Origin of the sequence: Spongisporangium articulatum (genome assembly GCF_044465595.1) — a bacterium.
GTDB classification, from domain to species: Bacteria; Actinomycetota; Actinomycetes; order Actinomycetales; family Kineosporiaceae; genus Spongisporangium; species Spongisporangium articulatum.
In genome coordinates this window covers 39,617-64,042 of the sequence record NZ_JBITLV010000001.1, presented here as the reverse complement: position 1 = coordinate 64,042, position 24,426 = coordinate 39,617, and the positions used below count along the sequence as shown (strand labels likewise).

General features: G+C 72.0%; 20 protein-coding genes and 1 pseudogene. 12 read left to right on the top strand and 9 right to left on the bottom strand.

The annotated features are described in order from the left end of the window. Positions 1 to 3 precede the first annotated feature (3 nt). Positions 4 to 900 carry a thymidylate synthase gene (gene thyA / locus ACIB24_RS00330; RefSeq protein WP_398273479.1) on the bottom strand — a complete coding sequence of 299 codons (897 nt, stop codon included), beginning with the start codon at positions 898 to 900 and terminating at the stop codon, positions 4 to 6. Positions 901 to 952: 52 nt separating this feature from the next. Here thyA and ACIB24_RS00325 point away from each other — a divergent pair, with 52 nt between their 5' ends. Genes ACIB24_RS00325 through ACIB24_RS00315 form a run of 3 tightly spaced genes read left to right on the top strand, consistent with a single transcriptional unit; the run spans position 953 to position 4,469 of the window. Beyond that, positions 953 to 2,809, top strand: coding sequence for an aminotransferase class I/II-fold pyridoxal phosphate-dependent enzyme (locus tag ACIB24_RS00325; protein ID WP_398273476.1), 1,857 nt, complete (start codon positions 953 to 955; stop codon positions 2,807 to 2,809). Between the two features lie 23 nt (positions 2,810 to 2,832). Further along, positions 2,833 to 3,522, top strand: a complete 690-nt coding sequence (locus tag ACIB24_RS00320) for a hypothetical protein (RefSeq protein ID WP_398273474.1) — start codon at positions 2,833 to 2,835, stop codon at positions 3,520 to 3,522. Next, positions 3,519 to 4,469 (top strand): aldo/keto reductase, encoded by a 951-nt coding sequence (locus tag ACIB24_RS00315; RefSeq protein ID WP_398273471.1) that lies wholly within the window; start codon positions 3,519 to 3,521, stop codon positions 4,467 to 4,469. The genes ACIB24_RS00320 and ACIB24_RS00315 overlap by 4 nt, the downstream gene beginning before the upstream one ends. Here the strand turns inward: ACIB24_RS00315 and ACIB24_RS00310 are convergent. Continuing rightward, entirely contained in the window at positions 4,433 to 4,999 is a 567-nt protein-coding gene (locus ACIB24_RS00310; RefSeq protein ID WP_398273468.1) for a helix-turn-helix domain-containing protein, read from the bottom strand. The genes ACIB24_RS00315 and ACIB24_RS00310 overlap by 37 nt on opposite strands. Before the next feature lie 106 nt (positions 5,000 to 5,105). Continuing rightward, positions 5,106 to 7,388 (bottom strand): MMPL family transporter, encoded by a 2,283-nt coding sequence (locus ACIB24_RS00305; protein WP_398273465.1) that lies wholly within the window; start codon positions 7,386 to 7,388, stop codon positions 5,106 to 5,108. Between the two features lie 162 nt (positions 7,389 to 7,550). Between ACIB24_RS00305 and ACIB24_RS00300 the strand changes: the two genes are divergently transcribed. From ACIB24_RS00300 to ACIB24_RS00275, 6 genes and pseudogenes are all read left to right on the top strand, one after another. Beyond that, positions 7,551 to 8,129 (top strand): TetR/AcrR family transcriptional regulator, encoded by a 579-nt coding sequence (locus ACIB24_RS00300; protein WP_398273462.1) that lies wholly within the window; start codon positions 7,551 to 7,553, stop codon positions 8,127 to 8,129. Between the two features lie 16 nt (positions 8,130 to 8,145). Then, on the top strand, positions 8,146 to 8,607 hold the full coding sequence (locus ACIB24_RS00295) for a DUF427 domain-containing protein (RefSeq protein ID WP_398273459.1): 462 nt from the start codon (positions 8,146 to 8,148) through the stop codon (positions 8,605 to 8,607). A 29-nt stretch (positions 8,608 to 8,636) separates the two neighbouring features. Continuing rightward, a pseudogene (locus ACIB24_RS00290) lies at positions 8,637 to 9,506 on the top strand (DNA-3-methyladenine glycosylase family protein); the annotation flags it as partial. A gap of 32 nt (positions 9,507 to 9,538) precedes the next feature. Beyond that, a complete protein-coding gene (locus ACIB24_RS00285) occupies positions 9,539 to 10,966 on the top strand; it encodes a class I adenylate-forming enzyme family protein (RefSeq protein ID WP_398273456.1) in 1,428 nt (475 codons plus the stop codon). A 254-nt stretch (positions 10,967 to 11,220) separates the two neighbouring features. Continuing rightward, positions 11,221 to 12,552: a lipase family protein gene (locus ACIB24_RS00280; RefSeq protein WP_398273452.1), complete on the top strand. Its 1,332-nt coding sequence runs from the start codon at positions 11,221 to 11,223 to the stop codon at positions 12,550 to 12,552. 143 nt (positions 12,553 to 12,695) lie between these two features. Further along, positions 12,696 to 13,286: a DUF4760 domain-containing protein gene (locus ACIB24_RS00275; protein WP_398273449.1), complete on the top strand. Its 591-nt coding sequence runs from the start codon at positions 12,696 to 12,698 to the stop codon at positions 13,284 to 13,286. A 14-nt stretch (positions 13,287 to 13,300) separates the two neighbouring features. On the opposite strand, the gene ACIB24_RS00270 is transcribed toward ACIB24_RS00275, so the two are convergent. Beyond that, entirely contained in the window at positions 13,301 to 13,702 is a 402-nt protein-coding gene (locus tag ACIB24_RS00270; RefSeq protein ID WP_398273446.1) for a VOC family protein, read from the bottom strand. A 62-nt stretch (positions 13,703 to 13,764) separates the two neighbouring features. Here ACIB24_RS00270 and ACIB24_RS00265 point away from each other — a divergent pair, with 62 nt between their 5' ends. Next, positions 13,765 to 14,739, top strand: a complete 975-nt coding sequence (locus tag ACIB24_RS00265; RefSeq protein WP_398273443.1) for a helix-turn-helix transcriptional regulator — start codon at positions 13,765 to 13,767, stop codon at positions 14,737 to 14,739. Here the strand turns inward: ACIB24_RS00265 and cydC are convergent. From cydC to ACIB24_RS00245, 4 genes are read right to left on the bottom strand one after another with little or no spacing between them, the layout of a single operon-like run. Further along, on the bottom strand, positions 14,703 to 16,376 hold the full coding sequence (gene cydC, locus ACIB24_RS00260; protein WP_398273440.1) for a thiol reductant ABC exporter subunit CydC: 1,674 nt from the start codon (positions 16,374 to 16,376) through the stop codon (positions 14,703 to 14,705). The two genes, ACIB24_RS00265 and cydC, sit on opposite strands and share 37 nt — an antisense overlap. After that, positions 16,373 to 18,118 (bottom strand): thiol reductant ABC exporter subunit CydD, encoded by a 1,746-nt coding sequence (cydD, locus tag ACIB24_RS00255; RefSeq protein ID WP_398273437.1) that lies wholly within the window; start codon positions 18,116 to 18,118, stop codon positions 16,373 to 16,375. The genes cydC and cydD overlap by 4 nt, the downstream gene beginning before the upstream one ends. Next, positions 18,115 to 19,152 (bottom strand): cytochrome d ubiquinol oxidase subunit II, encoded by a 1,038-nt coding sequence (gene cydB / locus ACIB24_RS00250; protein ID WP_398273434.1) that lies wholly within the window; start codon positions 19,150 to 19,152, stop codon positions 18,115 to 18,117. Before cydB ends, cydD begins: the two co-directional genes overlap by 4 nt. Positions 19,153 to 19,168: 16 nt before the next feature. Further along, entirely contained in the window at positions 19,169 to 20,605 is a 1,437-nt protein-coding gene (locus ACIB24_RS00245; protein WP_398273432.1) for a cytochrome ubiquinol oxidase subunit I, read from the bottom strand. A 148-nt stretch (positions 20,606 to 20,753) separates the two neighbouring features. On the opposite strand from ACIB24_RS00245, the gene ACIB24_RS00240 reads away from it, so the two are divergent. Beyond that, on the top strand, positions 20,754 to 21,407 hold the full coding sequence (locus ACIB24_RS00240; protein WP_398273429.1) for a response regulator: 654 nt from the start codon (positions 20,754 to 20,756) through the stop codon (positions 21,405 to 21,407). A gap of 65 nt (positions 21,408 to 21,472) precedes the next feature. Next, positions 21,473 to 22,132 carry a hemerythrin domain-containing protein gene (locus ACIB24_RS00235; protein ID WP_398273426.1) on the top strand — a complete coding sequence of 220 codons (660 nt, stop codon included), beginning with the start codon at positions 21,473 to 21,475 and terminating at the stop codon, positions 22,130 to 22,132. Here ACIB24_RS00235 and ACIB24_RS00230 read toward each other — a convergent pair. Beyond that, positions 22,110 to 24,422 (bottom strand): ATP-binding protein, encoded by a 2,313-nt coding sequence (locus ACIB24_RS00230; protein WP_398273423.1) that lies wholly within the window; start codon positions 24,420 to 24,422, stop codon positions 22,110 to 22,112. The genes ACIB24_RS00235 and ACIB24_RS00230 overlap by 23 nt on opposite strands. Between the last annotated feature and the right edge of the window lie 4 nt (positions 24,423 to 24,426).

The following is a 24,426-nucleotide window of genomic DNA, read 5'->3' as shown; positions in this document are numbered from 1 at the left end:
CCATCAGGTCGCCACCGGGATGCGTGGGATGCCCTTGTGCGGGTGGTAGTCGGACAGCTCGAAGTGCTCGGCCCGGAACCCGTGGATGTCGGTGACGGCGCGCCCGGCCTCCGTCAGCTGCACCGTCGGGTAGGGCAGCGGCTCACGCTCCAGCATCGTGCCGACGGCGTCGAGCTGGTCGACGTAGATGTGGGCGTCGGAGATCGTGTGGTAGTACCCGGCGGCGGGAAAACCGGTGAGGTGCTCCAACATCAGCGTGAGCGCCGCGTACTGGACGATGTTCGACGGCACCCCCACCGGCACGTCCCCCGAGCGCTGGAACATGTGCAGGTGCAACCGGCCGTCCAGCACGCGCACGTGCACCCAGCCGTGGCAGGGGGCGATCGTCGTCCGGGGCGTCTTGCCCTCGCCCCGGACGTTCCACTGCGGGATCCACGGGGAGACGAAATGCGTGCGGTCGCGGGGCAGTTCGCGCAGCTGCTCGACCAGGTGGGCGAACTGGTCGAAGCCCGGGCCCTCGCTGGTCGGGAAGTCGTGGAACGCGCCGCCGTACGACCCGGGCCCGATGCCGCCCGGCTCGATGCCCTTCTTCAGCGTCTTCTCCGGCGTGGCCCAGGGCCCCCACCAGTCGCAGCCGAACTCCTCGAACTCCTTCAACGTGGTGGCGCCGTTGATGAAGGCGCACAGCTCGCCGATGGCCTTCGACCAGAACGAGCCGATGCTGCGCTCGGTGATCACCGGGAAACCCTGCTCGAGCGGGAACGCCATCGTCTGCTGCATCAGCGTGAGCGCCTCGACACCCTGCCGGGTCGGTACCCGGATGCCGGAGGTGCGGATGTTCTCCAGCACCTGCCGGTACGCGGTCGAGGCCGTGCGCCGCTCGAACGGTAAGTACTCCACGTCACGGATTCTAGGTGAGCCAGCACGGGGTATCCGGGGTGAGCCAGCAGGCATGTATCTGACCGACGCCGTCGGCATCCTGATCTTCGTGGACCTGAGCATGACGCCCGAAGAGATGCGCCGTACCGGCTACGCCGTGGTCGACCGCATGGTCGCGTGGATGGCCGAGCCGGGGCCCGTCATCCGCCGTGCGACGCCGCAGGCCATGGCCGACCTGCTGCCCGGCGACGAGCCCAAGGCACCGCTCGGCCTCGACGCCGTCCTCGGCACGCTCGTCGACGACGTGTACCCGCACGCCAGCCGGGTCGCGCACCCCGGCTACTTCGCCTACATCCCCGGCTCCACCACGTGGCCCGCGGCGCTGGTCGACTTCATGTCGAGTGTCGCGAACGTCTACGCCGGGTCGTGGGCGGAGTCGGCGGGGCCCAGCCGGCTGGAGCTCGTCGTCCTCGACTGGTTCCGGGCCTGGCTCGGCCTGCCCGAGGGGGCCGAGGGGGTGCTCACGTCGGGCGGTTCGGCGGCCAACCTGATGGCCTTCGCGGTGGCCCGCGAGCAGCTGCTGGGGGCGATGCACGCCGATGCGATGATCTACTGCTCCGACCAGGCCCACTCCTCGGTCGGCCGGGCCGCGCGGGTGCTCGGCTTCCGCTCCGACCAGGTGCACGTCATCCCCTCGGACGACGGGTTCCGGCTGCGCGTCGACGCGCTGGCCGCCGCCGTGGCCGCCGACCGGGTCGCCGGCCGCGTGCCGCTGCTGGTCTCGGCGTCCGGCGGGGCCACCAACACTGGCGCCGTCGACCCGCTCGACGACATCGCCGACCTGTGCGCCGAGCACGACCTCTGGCTGCACGTCGACGCCGCCTACGGCGGGTTCGCCACCGTCACGGCCCGCGGGGCCCGGGCCCTGGCCGGGATCGGCCGGGCCGACTCGGTGACCCTCGACCCGCACAAGTGGTTCTTCCAGCCGATGGAATGCGGCGCCCTCCTGGTCCGCGAGTCCGGCGCCCTCGAACGCGCCTTCACCGTGCTGCCCGACTACCTGGCCGACTCCGCCACGCACGGCGGCGAGGTCAACTTCAGCGACCGCGGCCTCCAGCTGACCCGCCGGGCCCGTTCGGTCTCGCTGTGGGCATCGGTCGCCACGTTCGGCACCGACGCCTTCCGCGCCGCGATCGACTCCGGACTCGACCTCGCTGCGCTCGCCTCGACGCTGGTGGACGACGACCCTCACCTCGAGCTGCTCAGCGCGGCCCGGCTCGGCATCGTCTGCTTCCGCCGCACCCTGCCCGGGCTGGGCGAGCCGGAACTCGCGGCCGCGAACGCCTGGTTGGCCGCGGCGCTGGAGGCGACGGGCCGGGCGATGGTCTCCTCGACGCGGCTGCACGGCCGGTACGCCCTGCGGCTGTGCGTCCTGAACCACCGCTCGCGGGAGGAGGACGTGCGGTTCGTGCTCGACTTCCTGGCCCGCACGCCGGTCCCACCCGAGGTGCTCGCGGCCGCCGTCCCCGACGCCGCCGTGCCGGCGGGGCCGTTGCTCGACCTGCTCGACGAGGCCGGACGGCGGGAGCTGGCCCGCTGCTCGACCCGCCTGGTCGCGCCGGCCGGGGCGACCGTCGTGTCCCGGTGGGCCGGTGACCGGGACTTCTACGCGATCGTCTCGGGCGCGGTGCGGGTGCTGATCGACGGGGTGGTGGTGCGCCGGCTCGGGCCGGGGGAGTTCTTCGGCGAGATCGCGGCCACCGACTGGGGCAGCGGGTACGGCTACGTGCGCACCGCCGACGTGGTGGCCGAGGAACCGACCCAGCTGATCGTCGTCCCGGCCGAGGACCTGCTGCGCCTGATGGACGTCGCCCCCGCCCTGCGCGAGCGGATCCTCGCCGCCCGGGCGTCCCGGCTGGGCACGCTCTGACGGTCCTACGGCAGGATGCTCGGGTGAGGACCCTTGCGCTGGCGCTGACCGCCGTCCTGCTGGCCGGCTGCAGCGGTGGGTCGAGCGGCGCCGCCGCGCCCACCGGCACCCCGTCCGTCGCGCCGTCCGCTGACCAGTCGTCCGCGTCGTCGCCCACCGTCCCGGCCCCGCGGCTGACCGCCGCGCAGGCCGAGCGGGCCCTGATCGGGGCGGACGCCCTGCCCGCGGGCTGGGCGGTCAGCGCCGACACGCTGGACGACGCCACGCACGACCGTTACGACCCGAAGACCTGCGCCGTGCTCGCCCTGGGCGCGGGCGCCTTGCCCCTGGCCCGGGTCGGTTTCACGCAGAGCGGGGACCGGAGCGGTTCGCTGGTGCAGACCACGTACCGGCCCGCGGGCCGCACGCCCGCCGAGGCGCTGGCGGCGATGCGTTCGGCGGTCAGCGACTGTGCGAGCTACCAGGTGACGCGCGGGGACGTCGTCACGAAGGTGAAGACGTCGACGACCACGTTCCCGGCCGTCGGCGACGGCACGTACGCCGTCCTGCTGCAGTACAGCGGCGCGATGATGGCGGTCAGCGACCTCGTCGTCCAGGTCGCCGTCGGGCCGCAGTTGCTGCGCTTCGACTCGATCAGCCTCGGGAACTCGCTCACCCAGGCCGATCTCGAGAAGGCCGTCCGCGCCGCCGTCGACCGGGTGCGGGCCGCATGACTTCGCGCATCGGGCTGGGGCTGGCCGCGGCGGGGCGTCCCGCGTACATCACCACCGGGCGGGCGGCCGCCTTCGCCGGCGGCCGCTCGGTGGACGACCTGCGGTCGCGGTGCGAGGAGCTGCTGGACGCCGCCTACGCGGCCGGTGTGCGGTACGTGGACGTCGCCCGCTCGTACGGGCGGGCCGAGGAGTTCCTGGCCGGCTGGCTCGAGCAGCACCCCGACGCCCGCGTCGTCGTCGGCTCGAAGTGGGGCTACCGCTACGTCGGCGACTGGGCCCTCGACGCCCCGGTGCACGAGGTGAAAGACCATACGGTGAAAGCCTTCCGTGAGCAGTCGACGCAGTCGCGTTCGCTGCTGGGCGACCGGCTGGCGATCTACCACATCCACTCGCTCACCCCCGATTCACCGGCCCTGACCGACCAGAAGCTGCACCGGGCGCTCGCGAAGCTGCGGGACTCCGGTGTGCGGGTGGGGTTCTCGACGTCCGGCCCGGCCCAGGCGGACGTCGTGCGCGCGGCTCTGGCGGTGCGCGCCGGTGGCGAGCCGCTCTTCTCGTCGGTCGAGTCGACCTGGAACCTGCTCGAACCGTCGGCCGCCGAGGCGCTCACCGAGGCCGCGGTCGTCGGCGCGACCGTGATCGTCAAGGAGGTCGTGGCCAACGGGCGGCTCGCCCCCGGCAGCGGGGACGCGTCGCCGGTCGTGGCCGAGGCGAGCCGGGTGGCCGAGTCGCTCGGCGCGAGCCTGGACGCCGTCGCCTACGCGGCCGCCCTCGAACAGCCGTGGGCCTGGCAGGTGCTCTCCGGCGCCGTCACCCCCGACCAACTCGCGTTCAATCTGCAGGGCGAGAAGCTCACCCTGCCAACCGGTTTCGTCGAGTCCCTGGCCGCTCTGGCGCAGCCGCCCGAGGTCTACTGGTCCGAGCGCTCCGCTCGCCCCTGGTCCTGACCGAGCCGAACCGTCCAGCCCCGCAACTCGTCCCGTTGCTCGGGTGCGACGGGTGTGACTCGCACCGGGAATCCGAGCAGCGCCTCGAGTTCGGCCGCGAACAGGCGCCGTTCCATCATGGTCGCGACACTCACGTCGACGAACAGTTCCCTCCCGTTGCGGTTGACGTGAAGGTCGCGCAGTCCGTACCGCCCGGCGAGCGTGACGATCGCCTCCCGTTGTCGGCGGATCGCGTCGCCGAACTCCGAGGTCACCAGCCGGAACTCGCTCGGCAGCGGCCGGATGTCCAGGACCAGCTCGTGCCCCGTCGCCTCGAGCAGCTTGCTGAGCATCGGCAGCGTCGGCTGGCGGGTGCCGGTCTCGTAGGCGCTGATCGCGCTCGGCGCGATGCCGGCCTTCTCGGCCACCTCCGACTGGTACTGGAGAGTCCGGCGGCGGGCTGCCGCCAGTAGTCGGGCGGCGCGGGTGTCGGGCGGGCCTTCGATCTCTCGCCCCTGGCTGTCCCTCCGGACGGCATCTTTGCGACGCACATCAACGATCGTAGGTGCGGCGGGAGTGCATCTTCCTGAGTTGTCCACAGCCCCGGCCGCGACTCACGGCGCACATCAACGATTGTTGGTGTGCCCCGCGGCGCGGTCAGTTGCTGGAGGAGTGCGTGGCTGCGTCGGCTTCCGACAGCGAACCCTGGGCCGGGACGCGCGCGGACGGCGTCTGCGCGGTGGCGAGCGCGGCGGTGAGCCCTTCGCCCTCCACGTCGACGTCGGGCAGGAGGCGGTCGAGCCAGCTCGGGAACCACCAGGCGCTGCGGCCCAGGAGCGACATGATCGCGGGGACGAGCGTCATCCGGACGACGAAGGCGTCGAACACGATGCCCACCGACAGGGCGAAGCCGATGGACTTCACGATCGGGTCGTCCGTGATGACGAAGCCCGCGAACACGCTGGTCATGATGACGGCGGCGGCGGTGACGACCCGTGCGCCGTGTCGGAATCCGCTGACCACGGCCGACTGGGCGTCGGCCCCGTGCACGAACTCCTCGCGCATCCGGGTCACGAGGAACACCTCGTAGTCCATCGCCAGGCCGAACAGGATGCCGATCACCAGGATGGGCAGGAAGCTCAGGATCGGCCCCGACGAGTCGAGCCCGACCAGGCCTGCGCCCCAACTCTTCTGGAACACCGCGACCAGCGCGCCGAACGTGGCGGCCAGGCTGAGCAGGAAGCCGAGCGTCGCCTTCAGCGGCACGACGAGACTGCGGAACACCAGCATCAGCAGCAGGAACGCGAGCCCCACCACGACGATCAGGTACGGGGCCAGGGCGGCGCCGAGCTTCTCGGAGATGTCGATGCCGATGGCCGTTGTCCCGGTGACGTAGGCCCGGGCCCCGCGCTCCGCCCGCCACTTCTGCGCGTCGGCGCGGATGGTGTGCACCAACGTCTCGGTGGCATCGGTCGAGGGGCCGGTGGTCGGGATGACGGTGATCAGGGCGAGGTCACCGGCGGCGTTCGGGGTGGCCGGCGCGACGGCGGCCACCCCGGGCACCTTCGCCAGGTCGGCCTGGATGTCCGTGGTCGCGGCGTCCCGCGCGAAACCGCTGTCCTCGCCGGTGATCCCGGCCAGATCGACGGCCACGATCAGCGGGCCGTTGAAGCCGGGTCCGAACCCGGCGGCCAGCGCGTCGTACGCCCGGCGCTGGGTGGTGCTGGGCGACGCGGTCTCGTCGGTCGGCATACCGAGGCGCAGGTCGAGGGTCGGCAGCGCGATCGCCCCGAGGGCGAGCACCAGCACGATGAAGACCGGCACCCGGCCCCGGACCACGAGCCGGGCCCAGCGAGCACCCATCGGCTCACCGTGGACGAGATTGCCGTCCCCGCCGCCGGGAGCCTCGGGGTCCAGCGCCGCGCGGCCCCTGCGACCCAGCACCCGACGTCCCAGGAACCCGAGCAGGGCCGGGACCAGCGTGAGGGCGATGACCACGGCCATCGCCACGGTGCCCGCGGCCGCCAGCCCCATGGACGACAGGAACGGGATACCGGCCACCAGGAGCGCGGCGAGGGCGATGACGACGGTCGCCCCGGCGAAGACGACCGCCGACCCGGCGGTGCCGATGGCCCGCCCGGCTGCCTCCTCGCCGTCGCGACCCACGAGCAGTTCGTGCCGGTACCGGGACACGATGAAGAGCGCGTAGTCGATGCCCACCGCCAGGCCGAGCATGGTGGCGAGAACGCTGGTGGTGTCGGAGATGTCGGTGAAACCGGTGGCGACCGCTACGCCGAGCGTGCCGAACCCGACGCCGATCAGCGCCGTCAGCAGCGGCAGCCCGGCGGCCAGCAACGACCCGAAGGTGATGACGAGGACGATCGCCCCGATCACGATGCCGATGCCTTCCGTGGCTCCGGCCGGCCCGTCACTGCTGACGACGTCACCGCCGAACTCGACGGTGATCCCCGGCCCGACCGCGGAACGGGCCGCGGTCTGCAGGGTTTCGTTGGTCGCCGAGGTCAGTTGGGTGGCCGGGACGGAGTAGCTCACGGTGGCGTAGGCGGTGGTGCCGTCCTGCGAGACGGCCTGTGATCGATAGGGATCACTCACGGCTGCGACGTCGTCGACCGCCTTCAGCTGGGTGATCGCCTTCTCGACGGCCGCCTTCGAGGCGTCGGAGGTCAGCGTGCCGTTGCCTCCGGCCACGAACACGACCCGCACCGAAGCGCCGTCGGCGTTCGCGCCCGGGTTGCGCTCGGTGATCAGGTCGAGCGCCTTCTGCGACTCGGTGCCGGGGATCGAGAACGTCGACGACGTCGGGCCCGACAGGGTGGCCGCCGCGATCCCGGTGGCGACGAGCAGCAGCAGCCACACGCCGGCGACGAGGCCGCGACGGCGGTAGGAGAAACGGCCGACGCGGTACAGGAAGGTGGCCATGAGGAGAGTGCCTCCGGGCGGTGAGCCGGTTCTTCATAGCTAGCCGATCGGCTAGCCATGCAGAAGTTAGCCGATCGGCTAGCATCTGGCAACGGCGTCGTGGTCGACGTCACGATGTGCGTCGGCGCCCAGGCGGCGGAGATTGAGTCGGAGGCGGTTTCGATGGCGAAGCCCGTGGGGCGGCGTGGGGAGACCCGGGAGCGGGTGCTCGCCACGGCGCTCGAGCTGTTCGCCGAGCAGGGGGTCAGCGGCACCTCGCTGCAGATGATCGCCGACCGGCTCGGGGTGACGAAAGCGGCCGTATACCACCAGTTCCGGACGAAGGACGACATCGTCCTCGAAGTGGTCCGTCCGGTGATGGAACGGCTCCTCGTCCTGCTCGAGGAGGCCGGCGCCCGGCCGGCTTCGCAGGAGCGCCGACGGTTCGTCGTCCACGGGCTGATCGACCTGGTGCTGGCGCACCGGCGGCTGCTCGGCGTCCTGTTCGGGGACCCGTACGTCGACGCACTGCTGAAGTCGCATGTCGAGACCAGCGGCCACACCGACCGACTGACCGTGCTCGTGGTCGGTGAGACACCGAGCCCGACCGACCTGGTGTCGGTCGCAGTCTTCGGCGGTGGGCTCGTGTCGGTGGGCGGCGATCCGAACCTGGCCGGCCTGGACGACGGCACTTTGCGCCGTGAGCTGCGCGGTGCGGCCGAACGCCTGCTGTTCACCGAGGAGGTCGCACGTGTCCCCTGAACCCCATCGACCCGGCGTGGAGTCCGTCTGGGACTATCCCCGCCCCCCGTCGCTCGACCCCTCCGGTGAGCACGTCGTCGTCGAGTTCGGCGGGCTGGTGGTGGCCGACACCCGGGCCCCGGTCCGCGTGCTGGAGACCAGTCACCCGCCCACGTACTACCTGCCGATGGACGACGTCGACCTGACCGCGTTCGCCGACGCCGCAGGCACGTCCTGGTGCGAGTTCAAGGGCCGGGCGCGGTACTTCGACCTCGTCGTCGGCGACGGCGTCTCGCCGTCGGCCGCCTGGTACTACCCGTCACCCACCCCCCGGTACGAGCGGCTGCACCGGCACGTGGCGATCTACCCGGGCCGGGTCGACCGCTGCACGGTGGACGGCGAGACGGTGCAGGCGCAGGAGGGCGACTTCTACGGCGGCTGGATCACGTCGCGGGTGGTCGGCCCGTTCAAGGGCGCGCCGGGCACCCTGGGGTGGTGACAGCCGGGACCGGACCGGTGCTCCGGCGGGACGTGCGGCTGTCCTTCCGCCCGCCACTGATGCCGGACAACCTGTACGGGCATCTGGTCGCCACCGCCGTCCCGGGCGTCGAGGAGTGGCGGGCCGGCGCCTACCGGCGCACGGTCCGCCTGCCGGGCGGTCCGGCGATCCTCGATCTCCGGCTCCCCGAAGGCTCTTCCGTACCGGCCACCCTGTGGTTGAGCCATCGGGACGACGAACCGTCGGCGGTGCTCGCCGCCCGCCGCATCCTCGACCTGGACGTCGACCCGCTCGTCGTGGCCGAGCTGCTCGCGGCGGACGGCGTGCTCGCGCCCCTCGTGCAGGCTGCGCCTGGACGACGCGTGCCGGGTTCGCCCGACGCGGCCGAGCTCGCCGTGCGAGCCGTTCTCGGACAGCAGATCTCGACGGCGGCCGCACGGACGCACGCGGCCCGGCTCGTGGCTGCGACGGGGGAGCCGGTCGTAGACCCGGACGGAGGGCTGACGCACCTGTTCCCGCCCTCGGCGGCACTCGCCGGCGCTGACCCCGATCTGTTGGCGATGCCGGCGTCGCGGCGCGCGACGGTGCTGCGGGTGGCGGCGGCCTTCGCGGCCGGTGCGGTGGACCTGTCGTCGTCGGCCGCCGCGGAGCGGGATCTCGTCGCGCTGCCCGGCGTCGGGCCGTGGACCGCGCACACCGTCACCATGCGCGCTCTCGGGGACGGCGACGCCTTCCTGCCCACGGACCTCGGCGTCGTGGTGGCCGCCAAGCGGCTGGGCCTGCCGTCCACACCCGGTGCGCTGAAGCGCTATTCGCAGGCGTGGAGCCCCTACCGCGCGTACGCGGTGCAGTACCTGTGGGCCACCGGCGAGCACGCGGTCAACCGGCTTCCGCCGTGAGGCCGGGCGATCGCGGGTGCCAGACTTCCGGGATGAGCACGCCCGACACGCTGCCGAACGCCGGGGCCCGGCGTTGGGCCGAGGCGCCCGACGTCCCGGTCCTGCACGACGGGCGCTGGTTCACCGGGGCCGAACTGGAGGAGCGCAGCCGGGTCGTGGCCGGCCGGTTCGCGGCGGCCGGGCTGGCGCCCGGCGACCGGCTCCTGCTGTCGGGTCCGACCGGGATCGGTTTCGTGACGGCCCATCTCGCGGCGCTGCGGTTCGGGTTGGTCGTCGTCCCGGTGAATCCCGCCTACGGGGCTCGCGAAGTGGCGCACGTCGTGGCCGACTGCCGCCCGGCGGCGGGCGTGATGGCCTCGCCCGAGGCGGCCGGCTGGGTCCGGGACGCCGGGGGGCCGCGAGTCGTCGTCACGGGGCTCGACGTCGACCTGCCCGACGGCCCGGCCCCGGCTCTCGACGTCGCCGGGGCCGACGATCTCGCGCTGATCGTCTACACCAGCGGGACGACGGGCGCTCCCAAGGGGGCGTCCCTCACCCACGCGAATCTCCTCGCCGGGGCGCGGGCCCTGACGACGGCCTGGCACTGGACGGCGCAGGACCGGCTGGTGCTGGCCCTGCCCCTCTTCCACGTGCACGGGTTGTGCGTCGGGCTGCACGGCACCCTCCTGTCGGGCGGTTCCGCCGTCCTGCAGCCGCGTTTCGAGGCGTCGGGGGTGCTCGACGCGGTCGCCGCGCACGCCGGATCGCTGTTCTTCGGGGTGCCGACCATGTACGCCAGGCTGGCCGAATCACCCCGCTTGCGTGAGCTTTCCGCGCTACGCCTGGCCGTCTCGGGCAGCGCCGCCCTGTCGCCCGCTCTGTTCGACGCGGTCGAGAAGGCCTCCGGGCAGCGGATCCTCGAGCGGTACGGGATGAGCGAGACGCTGATCACCGTGTCCAACCCCTACGAGGGTGAGCGCAAGCCGGGCACCGTCGGGCTACCGCTGCCGGGGGTCGACCTGCGGCTCGACGAGGACACCGACGAGATCCTGCTGCGCGCCCCGAGCGTGATGCGCGGCTACTGGCAGCGCCCCGAGGCCACGGCCGAGTCGTTCTCCGACGGCTGGTTCCGTACCGGTGACGTCGGCGCGCTCGACGCCGACGGATACGTGAGCATCGTCGGCCGCCGCAAGGAGCTGATCATCAGCGGCGGGTACAACGTGTACCCGCGCGAGGTCGAGGAGGTGCTGCGTGCTCACCCCGGCGTGCGGGACGCGGCCGTGATCGGCGTCCCCGACGCCACCTGGGGTGAGGCGGTGACCGCGTTCGTCGAGGCGTCGGGGGTCGCCGAAGCCGAGCTCCTGGCCCATGCGCGAGCGCAGCTCGCGCCCTACAAGCGGCCGAAGACCGTCGTCCTGGTGACGGCCCTGCCCCGCAACGCTCTCGGCAAGGTGGTCAAGGCGCAGCTGAGGGCTGATTAGCACTCGCTTCGCTCGCTGGGCGGGCTGATTAGCACTCGCTTCGCTCGCTGGGCGGGCTGATTAGCACTCGCTTCGCTCGCTGGGCGGGCTGATTAGCACTCGCTTCGCTCGCCGGTGAGGCTGATTTCCGGCGAACCCCTACCGGTCGGGGGCTCGCCTTCGCTACTGTCCGGTAGCCGGTTGGACACCTGTCTACACGTGGGTGTTCGGGTGGCTACCCAGAGTTGACGAATGAGCCGATGGAGGCCCACGCGATGCCCGGAATGACACGGCTGTTGCTCGCCGGAGTGGTCGCGACGTCGGGGGCGCTCGTCGCCGTCCCGCAGGCGCAGGCCGTCGACGTGCCGGTGGTCTCGCACGGCGTCGTCATCCCGACCTTCTACAACCCGCCCGCCGCCCTTCCGGCCGCCAACGGGGCGATCGTGCGCAGCGAGCCCATGAAGCTGGTCGCGCAGCTGCCCGCCTGGGCCGGCGGCCTGCCGGGGCACGCGACCCGGCTCATGTACAAGACGACCGACAACAACGGGAAGCCGGTCGCCGCGACGGCCGCCTACGTCGAGCCCACCGCGAAGTGGAAGGGCCCGGGCACCCGGCCGATCGTGGCCGTCGCTCCCGGCACCATGGGCCAGGGCGACCAGTGTGCCCCGTCCCTCGCTCTCGAGCGGGGTGTCGTGGTGAAGGTCAACAGCCTGAAGGACTTCACGCTCTCCGCCGGCTACGAGGACGTCGCGGTCTACCGGTTGATCACCTCCGGGGTGGCCGTCGTCCTGGTCGACTACATCGGGCTCGGCACGACCGACCGCGTCCACACCTACGTCGACCGCCTCGACGAGGGCCACGCGGTGCTCGACGCGGTGCGTGCGGCCAAGAGCCTGCCGACGACGTCGGTGACGTCGACCTCGGCCGTCGGTCTCTACGGCTACAGCCAGGGCGGCGGCGCCGTCGCCTCGGCCGCCGAGCTGCAGCCCTCGTACGCGCCCGACGTCAACCTGAAGGGCACCTTCGCCGGTGCGCCGCCGGCCAACCTGACCGACGTCACCAAGGCCATCGACGGCAGCGAACTGGCCGCCGCCCTCGGCTGGTCGATCAACGGCTTCGTGCAGTCGGACCCGTCGCTGCAGCCGCTGCTCGACAAGTACCTCAACGCCGCCGGGGTGGCCGCGCTGAAGAACACGTCCACCATGTGTGTCGGCGACAGCCTCAAGTACGCCAACGCGCACAGCAAGAACTGGACGAAGACCGGCCAGTCGATCAGCGAGATCATCGCGGCGGAGCCGGCGATCCAGGCGGAGATCAACAAGCAGCGCATCGGCCTGCTGAAGCCGACCAGCCCGGTGCAGGTCATGACCGGCTACTACGACAACCTGGTCCCGCACGGTCAGGCCCGGCAGCTGGCGGTCGACTGGTGCGCCAAGGGCGCCAACGTGACCTACCGCAACATCACCGAGCCGAAGGTCGGCAGCCCGACCGTGAACCACGTGCTGCCGCTGCTCACCGAGCAGACCGCGTCGCTCAACTGGCTGACCGCGCGACTGAAGGGCAAGGCGGTCGCGTCCAACTGCTGGACGATGCCGCTGCAGCCGTAGGGCTCCCTCGGGCCGGTCATCGCCACGCCACCCTGACGGTGTGACGGTGACCGGCTCACCCTTGCTCATGAATTGATCATGCAGAAACGCATGAGCAATGTCTGACTCTTTCCGGTGGTGATCACCGCTGTCAGACTCGTGAGGTGAAGATCGATATCACCAACGTAGTGACTCTCGGGGTCTCGCTTACTGCTCTTGCGTTGTCCACCCTCTTGGCGGCGCGTCAAGCCGGGGCGCAGGAACGTGCGAACATGGCTGTGATTAGTGATCTGAATCTTCATGGCCAGCAGCGAGAATGGCATGAAGCTTTCTACTTCGTGACTATGGAACTCGAGGCGACCCATTCACCTGAACGCGGTGTGAGGGCTCTGCCGGCGCCTGCGCAGGACGCGGTCTATCGAGTCCTCTACTACTTCCACGGCATCGCGCTCATGGTCAAACTCGGAGTGCTGAAAGACCCGCGGATTCTCGACATCTATCACCACAGGGTTCTGTTCGCTTGGAAGCGACTCGAGCCTTTCGTGAAGGCCGAACGGTTACAGAATCCGGCGGCAGGCAAGAACTGGATGAAGAGCCTGGAGGAGTTCTACGGGATCCTCGTTGAGCGAGAGCCGTACGTGAGGCGGCGACTATTCGCGCGATGGCGTCGCTCCGGTTTCCATGTGCCGATCGGGGCCTCGGCCGACGTCAGCCGTGACCAGTCGGTTGACCCGGACCCTCGCGAGGACGAATAGGTCCTGGCCCGGCGCTAGCGCGCACCGAACTTGGCCTGCGCCTCCATGGTGACGGGCGTGAACAGGTTGACCACGTTGCCGTCAGGGTCCTTGACCAGGAGCGAGCGATTGCCCCACGGCAGCGTTGTCGGCTCCATCACGAGGCCGCCCGCGAGCTCGGCCACGGCATCACGCACGGCGTCGACATCGGGGATGAGCAGCTCGATCATCATCGCGTGGTTGGCCGCGGGTTCCACCGAGGCGGCTGCGAACCGGTCGGTCAATTGCCGGCTGCTGATCGCGATGGCCGCACCATCTGTGACGAGTTCGGCGAACTGGTCGTTGGCCCACTCCGGTCTAAGCCCGGTGAGCTTTTCGTAGAACCCCACCAGGCGCGGCACATCGTCGGTGGCAATGCGGATCGAGACGAGATTCATGGCGGCGACGCTACGAGCAATACCGGGCAGATTCGGCCCGGTATTCTCGGCATAGTTGACGCATGGCCCGCCCGACGTCCCGCGTGCTCACGCTGCTGGAGCTCTTGCAGTCCGGCGGCACCCGCACGGTCGCCGAGCTGGCCGATCGGTTGGGCGTCGACGAGCGCACCGTGCGCCGCTACGTGCAGCACCTGCTCGAGCTCGACGTGCCGGTCGAGGCGGTGCGGGGCCGCTACGGCGGGTACCGGCTGGCCCGCGGGTTTCGGACGGCCCCCTTGATGCTCAGCGACGAGGAGGCCTTGGAGGTCGTGCTGGGGCTGGCGGCCGCCCGGCGGGCGGGTTCGTCGACGGCCTCGGCGACCGCCAACGAGACCGCCTTCGCCAAGGTCCGGCGGTTGCTGCCGGAACGGCTGGTCCGACGCCTGGACGCCGTGCTGGAGACCGCCGAGTACACGGACGGTCCTCACGAGAACGCCACCCCCGACGCCGCCGTCCTGCTCACCGTCGCCGAGGCCGTCCGCGAGCACCGGCCGGTCTCGTTGCGGTACGGCGAGGCGCCGCAGCGGCGGTCGCTGCACCCGTACGGGCTGGTCTCACACGCCGGCCGCTGGTACGTGACGGGCCTGGATGTCGGACGCGGCGAGTCCCGGACCTTCCGGCTCGACCGGATCACCTGGGCCCGGTCCGAGGCCGGAACCTTCCGCCCCCCGGCCGGTTTCGACGCGGCGCAGCACGTGCTCGACGGGATGGCGAGCGCGCCCTACCGACACCCGGTGGTGCTGATCGTCGAGGCGACCGAGCCCGAGATCCGGCGCCGGCTCCCGGCGAGCGTCGCCCGCCTGGAACCGTTGACCGGCGACGGCCGCCGGTTCCGCGTCGAGATCCGCGCCGAGCGCCTCGACTGGCTGCCTGCTCTCCTGGCGCAGCTCGACCGGCCCTTCGTCATCGAAACCCCTGCCGAGCTGCGCACTCTGGTGGCGGAGCTGGCTGCCCGGCTGGCTCAGTGGGCCGATGCCGGCTCGGCCACCCGGACGTGACCGGCCGCGACGACCAGTACCGCGTCGGCACCCTCGAGTGCGGCGAGCCGGTGGGTGGCGACGACGACCGTCCGGTCACCGAACAGTGCACCGCTCAGGGCCTTTCCGACCAGGTCGTCGGCCGTCTCGGGGTCGAGGTGCTCGGCGGGCTCGTCGAGCAGGACGACGGGCGCCGGGCTGAGCACGGCCCGCGCCAGCAGGAGCCGACGGCGCTCGCCGCCGGACAGGGGGCTGCCGCCCTCGGTACTCGCGCGCAGCACGGTGTCGAGCCCCGCCGGCAGGCCGGCCAGCCAGCCACCGAGGCCGCAGCGGCGCAGGGCGTCGTGGAGTTCGACGTCCGTCGCGGTGGGGTGCGCCAGGCGCAGGTTCTCGCGTACCGACGTGGTGAAGACGTGGGCGTCGTCCGCGATGTGGACGACGTTCGCGCGCAGGTCGCCACCCTCGACACTCCCGGCGACCGGCGGCACGAGCCCCGCGAGGGTCATGAGGAGAGTGGTCTTGCCCGACCCGCTCGGGCCGACGAGCGCCGTCCGTGTGCCCCGGCGGAGGGTCAGGTCGACGCCGCGCAGCACCGGTGCGCGGTCGGGCCAGCCGCAGTCGAGCGCCTGCGCCACCAGGTCGCCGGGGGAGTGTCGTTCCGTCGGGCCCGGGCCGACGTCCTGACGAGTCTGCGACGAACTCGGTCGTTCCAGCAGGGGAGCCACGCGTTCGGCGGCCACGTGTCCCCGCACCAGCGCCACGGCCGAGGCCGGCAGCCCCGCCGTGATCTCCACCGCGGCCAGCGGCAACAATGTGACCACGGCCAGCATCACGGGAGCGAGACGCCCGGCGTCCACCGCCTGGACGCCGAGGACCAGGCTGCCGAGCACCGTGAGACCGGTGGCGGCCGTGACCAGTCCGGCGGCCAGGGCGGCCGGACGGGCGGCCCGGTCGAGTTCGGTGGCCGCCCGCTCGTCGAGGGCCCGCAGCCGCGCACGGTGGTCGTCGGCGACTCCCGCGACGCTGAGTTCAGTGAGCCCGTCGAGCAGCGCCTGGGTTCCGGTGGTCACCGCCGCCCGGGTGCCGGCGGTGGCCCGCTCGGCCTCCCGCGCGGCGCGAGCCGCCAGCCAGGGGGCCAGCCCGCCGGCGACCGCCAACCCGGCGACCAGCACGACCGCTGCCGCCGGCAGGATCAGCCCCAGGGCCACCACGGCCGCCACGCCGCTGACCGCCGCCACCGCGAACGGGAGCAGCGCGCGCGTGACGACGTCGGCGACCGTGTCGACGTCCGCCCCGAGCCGGGCCAGCAGGTCGCCGCGGCGCAAGCCCGCGACCTTCCGGGAGTCTGCGGAAGCCAGTGACCGGTAGAGGGTCTCGCGCAGGTCGACCACGCCGCGCAGGGCGACGTCGTGGGTGGCGAGCCGTTCGCCGTAGCGCAGCAGGCCGCGGCCGATGCCGAGGGCCCGCACGGCCACGATGGCGACCATCAGGTAGAGGATCGGGGGCTGCTGAGCGGCTCGCGAGATCAGCCAGCCCGAGACCGCGAGCAGCGCGACAGCCGCCGCGACGGCCGCCGTCCCGGTGACCACGGCAACGGTCAGCCGCCGTGCGGACGGCCGCATGGCCAGCACCACCCGCACCAACGGATCGTTCCTCATGCCGCCACCACCCCTGTGCTCATGCTGTCGGAATGCACACTTTCGAGGGCGTTGGAGGGGTCGTGAGTGTGCATTTCGGCAGCATGAGCACGGATCTCGATGACGTCGTCAGCGAGCGCGACCAGCGACGGCCGGTGCGCGACGACGACGACGGTGCGGCCCTCGCTCCGCAGCGCGGCCAGGCCGGCGTGCATCGCAGCCTCGGCCTCGGCGTCGAGATGCGCCGTCGGTTCGTCGAGGAGGACGAGCGACGCATCGCGCAGCAGCGCCCGGGTGACCGCCAGCCGCTGGCGCTGCCCAGCGGACAGCCCGACCCCGCCGGTGCCGACGGTCGTCTGCCAGCCGTGGGGCAGCCCGGCGACCACGGTGGCCAGGCCGGTGCGCACCGCCGCCGCGGTGAGGACGCTCGGGTCGAACTCGTCACAGCCCAGCAGCACGTTGTCCAGCACCGTGCCCGGCACGAGCGACGGCTGCTGCGGCACCCAGGCGACCTGGGCCCAGACGCTGTGCGGGTCGACATCCGAAAGCGCCACGGGTGCAGCCGAAGCCGGCTCCAGTACGATCCGTCCGGACGACACCGGGCGCAGCCCGAGCAGCGCCGCGAGCAGCGTCGACTTGCCCGAGCCGCTCGCGCCGACCAGGGCCGTGACCCGGCCGGGGGCGATCACGCCCGAGGCACCGTCGGGGGCGCAGGTGCCGCCCGGCTGCTCCACCCGGACGTCGGCCAGCCGTACGGTCGTTCCGCGCAGGTCGGGCGCGGCTTGGCGGCCGCGAATCGGCGCCGGGGCCTCGAGGACGGCGAAAGCCTGGGCGCATGCGGCCAATCCGTCGGCGCTGGCGTGGTAATGCACCCCGAGCATGCGCAGCGGGAGGAAGGCCTCGGGGGCGAGGATCAGCACCAGCAGCCCGGTCCGCAGGTCGAGGGAGCCGTTCACCAGGCGGAGGCCGACGCCCACGGCGACCAGGGCGACCGACAGCGTCGTCATCGTCTCCAGCACCAGCGACGACAGGAACGCCGACGCCAGGGTCCGCATGGTTGCCTGACGGTGCGCGTCCCCGATCGCGCGAACCTGCCGGCCCTGAAACGACTCCCGACCGTGGGCCCGCAGCGTCGGCAGCCCGGCGATCAGGTCGAGCACCTGCGCACCGAGCTGCTGCAGGGTGCCCAGCCGGCGTTGCGAGGCGGCCTGCGTGCTCAACCCGACGACCGCCATCATCAGCGGCACCAGGGGCAGGGTGAGCAGCACCGTGATGCCCGCGATGGTGTCGTTCCACCAGATCACGGCCAGCACGACCGGCGTGACCGTCGAGACCAGTAGCAGCTGCGGCAGGTACTTCGTCAGGTACCCGTCGAGCCCGTCGAGGCCCCGGGTGAGTAGGGTCGTCACCTCGGCGGTGCCGTCCGACGTCGTCGAGAACGGCCGGTCGGCCACGACCTTGGCCAGGACGGCGGCCCGCAGCTGTCCGGTGACGGCGGTGACCGCCCGGTGTCCGAACCGCTCCTGCACCCAGGTCAGGAGGGTCCGGACACCGACCAGGGCCCCGAAACCGACCAGCCACGGGACGGTCCGGGTGATCGTGCCCCGCCCCTGCGACCCGGCCGCCTCGGCCACGACGTGAGCCACGACCGCCGCCTGGCCGACCACCGCCGCTGCGGTCAGGGTGCCGACGGCCGCCGTCAGGACGACGTAGGGCCGTGCGGCGCGCGCGTGCCGGAGCAGCCGGGGGTCGAGGGGCCTCACCGCTCGGCCGGCGCCTGGATGAGCCTCGGCAGGCCCGCGGTCGGCGGGATGTCCTCGGTGCCGATCCGGCGGCGGAACACCCAGTAGGTCCAGCTCTGGTAGAGCAGCACGAACGGGGTGAGAAGCACGGCCACCCAGGTCATCACGACGAGCGTGTAGTGCGTCGACGACGCGTTGGTCGTGTTCAGCGAGAAGGCCGGGTCGGTGGTCGAGGGCAGCACGTCGGGGAACAGGCTGCCGAAGATCAGCACCACGGCGGCGGCCAGGGCCAGCGATGTCAGCGCGAACCCGAGGCCCTCCCGGCGCTGGAAGGCGGCCACGGCGGCGCCGATCAGCGCACCGGCGGCCACGAGCACCGCGAGCCACGTCCACCCGGCGCCGTAGGCCAGCTGGGTCCACAGGGCCCAGGCCGCGGCGACGCCCACCGCCGGAACGGCCAGCTTGAACGCCACCGACACGGCCTCGGCCTGGATCGGCCCCCGCGTCTTCAGGCCCAGGAAGAGTGCGCCGTGCAGGGCGAACAGCAACAGCGTCGTCAGCCCGCCGAGCAGGGCGTACGGGTTGAGCAGCGTGAGCAGGGTGCCCGTGAACTGGTGGTCGGCGTCGAGGGGCACGCCGCGCACGATGTTGGCGAAGGCCACGCCCCACAGCAGCGCGGGCAGGAACGAGCCGACGATGATCGCGAGATCCCAGCGCTGCCGCCAGGTCTCGCTGTCGATCTTCCCGCGGTACTCGAAGGCGACGCCCCGCAGGATCAGCGCCACCAGGATGAGCAGGAGGGCGAGGTAGAAGCCCGAGAACAGGCTGGCGTACCACTCGGGGAAGGCTGCGAAGGTTGCCCCACCGGCCACCAGCAGCCACACCTCGTTGCCGTCCCACACCGGCCCGATCGTGTTGATCACGACGCGGCGCTCGGTCTCGTTGCGGGCCAGGAAGGGCATCAGCATCCCGACGCCGAAGTCGAAGCCCTCGAGTACGAGGTAGCCGACCCAGAGCAGCCCGATCAGGCCGAACCAGAACGTGGTCAGTTCCATTGCGGTGGCACCTCTCTCAGTACGCGAAGGTCAGGGGGACGACGTCGGCCTCGTCGGGCTCGGCGGTCGCCGTCACGTCAGGCGCGCCCTCCACGACGTAGCGGCGGATCAGCCCGAACCAGACGACGGCCAGGACTCCGTACAGCAGGGTGAAGACGATCAGGGACGTGCCCACCGACCAGGGGCCCAGCAGCGAGACGCCCTCCGCGGTCTTCATCCGGATGTTCGGGTCGCCCGTCGGGTTCGGCGCGACCACCCACGGCTGACGGCCCATCTCGGTGAAGATCCAGCCGGTCAGGTTGGCCAGGAAGGGAGCCGGGACGAGCACCAGGCCGAGCAGGCCGAGACGGCGGCTCGACGGCGTCCGGCCCCCGCGGGTGAACCAGAGCCCGGCCAGGGCGAGGAGACCGGCCAGGGCCCCGAACCCGATCATGAGCCGGAAGTTCCAGTAGGTGGCCGCGATCAGCGGCCGGTAGTCGCCCGGCCCGTACTTCAGCTGGTACTGGGCCTGCAGCTCGTCGACGCCTGTCACCGTGGCGTTGAAGTCGCCCGTGGCCAGGAAAGAGGTGAGCCCGGGAACGGTCAGGGACTTCACGTCGCAGTTGTTCTCGACGTCACCGATGGCGAAGATGCTGAAGCCGGCCGACTTCTCGGTGTGGCACAGGGCTTCGGCCGCGGCCATCTTCATCGGCTGCTGCTTGAACATCAGCTTCGCCTGCTGGTCCCCGGTGATGGCCACGCCGACGCCGGCGACGATCAGGACGACGAGGGCGAAGCGGGTCACGGTCCGGAACATGCTCGCGTCCGTGCCGTTTCCGGCGCGGTGGGCCCGGACCATCCACCAGGTCCCGACTCCGGCGACGAAGGTGGCCGCCGTCAGGAGCGAGGCGGTGAGGGTGTGCGGGATCGCCGCCAGGGCCGTCGGGTTGGTCAGCACCTCCCAGATGGAGGTGAGCTCGGCCCGGCCCTTGTCCGGGTTCCAACGCACTCCGACGGGGTGCTGCATGAACGAGTTGGCGGCGATGATGAAGTAGGCCGAGAGATTGACGCCGATCGCGGCCATCCAGATGCAGGCCAGGTGCACCTTCTGCGGCAGCCGGTCCCAGCCGAAGATCCACAGACCCAGGAACGTCGACTCGATGAAGAAGGCGGCCAGCCCCTCCATGGCCAGCGGGGCGCCGAACACGTCGCCGACGAACCGGGAGTACTCGGACCAGTTCATGCCGAACTGGAACTCCTGCACGATCCCGGTCACGACGCCGATCGCGAAGTTGATCAGGAACAGCTTCCCGAAGAACTTGGTCAGGCGCAGCCAGCGCTCATGGCCCGTCCGCACCCAGATCGTCTGCATGATCGCGACCAGCGGGGCCAGGCCGATGGTCAGCGGGACGAAGATGAAGTGGTAGACGGTGGTGATGCCGAACTGCCAGCGGGCCAGATCGAGCGCGTCCACGGGTTGCTCCCAGGGGTTACCGACGATGTGTTCAGTGAGACGGTTCAACCCTGCTGGCCGTGACCCGCGCCGGTCCCGGGCCGAAAGTCCCGAACCGGGCCGCCGAAGGGTCCTGCCTGCGGCCTCGCGGCTGGGGTACAACGGAGTGGTGATCCGTGTCTTCCTGCTCGACGACCACGAGGTCGTCCGTCGTGGCCTCGTCGCCCTGCTCGAATCGGGCGGTGAGATCGAGGTGGTCGGCGAGTCCGGCTCGGCTCTCGAAGCCGCCCGGCGCATCCCGGCGCTGCGGCCGGACGTCGCGGTGCTCGACGCCCGCCTGCCCGACGGCTCCGGCATCGACGTCTGCCGCGAGGTCCGCTCGGCCGACCCCTCCATCAACGCGCTGATCCTCACGTCCTACTCGGACGACGAGGCCCTGTTCGCGTCGATCATGGCCGGCGCCGCCGGCTACGTCCTGAAGCAGATCCGGGGCACCGACCTGGTCGACGCCGTGAAACGGGTCGCCGCCGGGCAGAGCCTGCTCGACCCGGCCGTCACCGCGCAGGTGCTGGAGCGCATCCGCACGGGCGCCCCCGCCGAACCCGACGAACTGGCCGACCTGACGGCGCAGGAGCGCAAGATCCTGGAGCTGATCGCGCAGGGGCTGACGAACCGGCAGATCGGCGAGCAGATGTTCCTGGCGGAGAAGACGGTCAAGAACTACGTCTCGTCGCTGCTGGCCAAGCTCGGGCTCGAAAGGCGCACCCAGGCGGCGGTGCTGGCGAGCAAGCTGATCGGTAGGGCGCCCGACGGCCGCCTGTGAGTGTGGTGGTGATGTGGGGGCGCTGAGGGTGGGACGGCGCGCGGCCGGCCGTGACGCTGGACGACATGGAAACCACTCAGCAGAACGTCCCCGACATCAACGAGATGTACGTCGTGCACCGCGTCTTCCGGCGCGAGTTCGCGGCCCTTCCGACCCTGATCCGCCGGGTCGGCGAAGGTGACACCCGGCGCGCGGCGGTCGTCGCCGAGCACCTGCGGCTGATCGTCAACGGATTGCACCTGCACCACACGGGTGAGGACGAGGTGCTCTGGCCGCTGCTGCTGCAGCGCGCTGCCCCCTCGCGTGAACTCGTCGAGACCATGCAGGCCCAGCACGCACGCGTCGACGAGCACTCGTCCGCTGTCGAACCTCTTCGGCAGGCCTGGTGCCGGAGCGCCTCGACCGTCCGTGGCGAGCAGTTGGCCCGGGCCGTGGAGCATTTCACGGAGGCGTTGTTCGAACATCTCGAGCTGGAGGAGCGCGAGATCCTACCGCTGGTGCTGCGGCACATCACGGTCGCGGAGTGGCAGAGCCTCGCGGACCACGGCCGCGGCGAGATGCCGGCCCGTCAGCTGCCTCTGATGTTCGGCGCGCTGCTGGAGGAGACGGACGACGACGAGCGGGCCCGGATGTTCGCCAACCTCCCGCTGCCGGTGCGGTGGGCGATGAAGGGCTTCGGTGAGCGGCAGTACCGGCGGTACATCAGCCGCGTGCGCGCTGCATGAGCTCGGCCGCGCGGGCGGCGATCTGGCTGTTCGACGCGAGGCGCCCCGCGTCCCAGTGTCGGCGGAAGGTTTGTTCGTCCAGGCGGTCCCGGACCCGGGCGAGCCCACCGGCCGACAGGTCACGGGACGCCGGGAACGTCTCGTCCACGGCGTGGTCGGCGGACAGTGAGGCCGAGGCGCCGAACAGCTCCGCCGCGGTCTCCAACTCGTCGAGCTGGGCGGCCACCGCGGCCAGCCCCGGTATCGAGTAGCCGAGCGTCCAGTTGAGCCGGCCTCTCACCGACAGTTCCGTGGACTCGCTGAGCAGGACCGCCGTCGTCCGGTGGTCGCCCTCGACGGCGGTCAGCGTGGCCCGCACGTTGAGCGCGGTCGCCAGCGTGAAGGCGTTGCCGATGGCGCGGGCCCGGCGCTCGGCCTCGACGAGCCGCTCACGTGCGCCGTCGAGGTCGCCGGTGACCAGACCCACCTGACCCTGGGCGATCAGGGCGTGCGCGGTCGCCCACCGATCGCCGGCCCGGTCCGCATCGACCAGGGCCCGCTCGAGAAGCGGGCCGGCGGCGGCGGGCTCGCCGTCGAAGACCGCAGCCGAACCGGCCAGGATGCCCGCCTCCGCTCCCGTCGCCGGGTCGTCGAGCGCGCGGGCGAGGGTCACGGCCTCGTCGGCCAGCGCCCGCATCCCGGCGATGTCACCGGTCACCCACAGCAGGCCGGAGCGGGCCACCGCTGCTTGGGCGCGCGCCTGGGGCGGCACATCCTCGTCGAGGCCGGCCGTCCAGGCCAGTCCCTCAAGGGCGTGCCCACGGATCGCCAGGTACAACCACGAACCCCACAGGACGTCGGCCGCCTCCCCGAACCGCCCGACGCTCAGGTGGTGCCGATAGGCCGCGAGCAGGTTCGCCTGGTCCGCCTCCAGCCCGTCCAGCGCCGTCGTCACCTCGGCCCCGCGCAGGTCACGGCGACCGTCGAGGGCGACGGTGCGGAAGTGCTCGGCCAGCTTCGAGCGCACACCGGGCGGTGCGGGCGCCCGGGCTGTGGCGTACTGACGCACGGGTTCCAGCAGGCGGAACCGCGGCTCGCCGGCGATCGTCGCGGCCCGGGTGACGAGCGACTGGTCGAGCAATCCCCCCAGAGCCGGCAACGGGTCGCGGCCGGCCACCGCCTCGACCGCGGTCAGGGAGAAGCTGCCCGCGAACTGCGCCAGCTGCGAGAACAGGTCCTGCTCCTCGGGTTCGAGCAGGTCATGACTCCAGTCGAGCGTGGCCGTGATGGTGCGTTGCCGGTCGGGCAGGTCCCGCAGACCGCCGCCCGGCGCGTGCCGCTCCAGGCGCGCCAGCAGGGCGGACGGCGGCAGCAGGCGGCTGCTCGCGGCCGCCAGTTCCAGCGCCAGGGGCAGGCCACCCAGGCGGGTGGCGATCCGGCTGAGGACCGCGGCGTTGCCGGCGTCGACGTCGAGGGGGGCGCCGGCAGCCGCGGACCGGTCGAGGAACAGGCCGACCGCCGCAGAGGCCGTCACCGCCTCCACGGACTCGGCCTCGGGCAGGGCCAGCGTCTCCAGTCGCATCTCGTGCTCCGCCCGGATGCGCAGGGGCGCCCGGCTGGTGGCCAGCACCACGAGGTCCGGACAGGCGGCCACGAGGCGGTCGATCACCGGCGCCGCGTCCAGCAGCTGCTCCAGGTTGTCCAGCACGAGCAGCATCCGGCGCCCGGTCAGGTACGGAGCCAGCGCCGAGACGGTGGGTGCCGCGCGGTTCTCGGGCACCCCCAGGGCGGACGCGAGCCGGGGCAGGACGTCGTCCGGCTCGCGGACGGTTGCCAGTTCGACCGTGACGATGCCACCCGGAAAAGGGTTTTCGGGAGCGCCGGCCAGCCGCAGGGTCACCTCCGTCGTCAGTCGGGTCTTGCCCACCCCGCCCGGCCCGGTCACGGTGACCACCCGGCCGCTCGCGCCGCCGGTGACCAGGGACGTGAGGTGAGCCGCTTCCGCGTCTCGCCCCAGGAACGGCGTCCGACCGCCGGCGGTGACCGTCGGTGCCGGCGAGGCGGCCGCGGAGGGGCGGCGTCCCCCGGTCCTCGGCGGCACGGCGGCGACGAGCGCGCCACGCTCGGCCGCATCGGCGCCCAGGGCATCCGCCAGCGCGCGGACCGTGTGCGGGTAGGGGCGCAGCCTCTCGCCGCGCTCCAGGGCGCCGACGGCCTTGACCGTCAGGCCGGCCCGTTCGGCCAATTCCTCCTGGGTCAGGGCGCGGGCCTCGCGCAGGCGGCGCAGCACAGCGGCGAAGGGCTCGGGCACGTCG

Excerpts from the sequence above, each read along its gene's own strand:
- ACIB24_RS00325 (WP_398273476.1), top strand. The coding sequence starts at position 953 with ATGTATCTGACCGACGCCGTCGGCATCCTGATCTTCGTGGACCTGAGC.
- ACIB24_RS00315 (WP_398273471.1), top strand. The coding sequence starts at position 3,519 with ATGACTTCGCGCATCGGGCTGGGGCTGGCCGCGGCGGGGCGTCCCGCG.
- ACIB24_RS00305 (WP_398273465.1), bottom strand. The coding sequence starts at position 7,388 with ATGGCCACCTTCCTGTACCGCGTCGGCCGTTTCTCCTACCGCCGTCGC.
- ACIB24_RS00300 (WP_398273462.1), top strand. The coding sequence starts at position 7,551 with ATGGCGAAGCCCGTGGGGCGGCGTGGGGAGACCCGGGAGCGGGTGCTC.
- ACIB24_RS00285 (WP_398273456.1), top strand. The coding sequence starts at position 9,539 with ATGAGCACGCCCGACACGCTGCCGAACGCCGGGGCCCGGCGTTGGGCC.
- ACIB24_RS00280 (WP_398273452.1), top strand. The coding sequence starts at position 11,221 with ATGCCCGGAATGACACGGCTGTTGCTCGCCGGAGTGGTCGCGACGTCG.
- ACIB24_RS00270 (WP_398273446.1), bottom strand. The coding sequence starts at position 13,702 with ATGAATCTCGTCTCGATCCGCATTGCCACCGACGATGTGCCGCGCCTG.
- ACIB24_RS00265 (WP_398273443.1), top strand. The coding sequence starts at position 13,765 with ATGGCCCGCCCGACGTCCCGCGTGCTCACGCTGCTGGAGCTCTTGCAG.
- cydC (WP_398273440.1), bottom strand. The coding sequence starts at position 16,376 with ATGAGGAACGATCCGTTGGTGCGGGTGGTGCTGGCCATGCGGCCGTCC.
- cydB (WP_398273434.1), bottom strand. The coding sequence starts at position 19,152 with ATGGAACTGACCACGTTCTGGTTCGGCCTGATCGGGCTGCTCTGGGTC.
- ACIB24_RS00235 (WP_398273426.1), top strand. The coding sequence starts at position 21,473 with ATGGAAACCACTCAGCAGAACGTCCCCGACATCAACGAGATGTACGTC.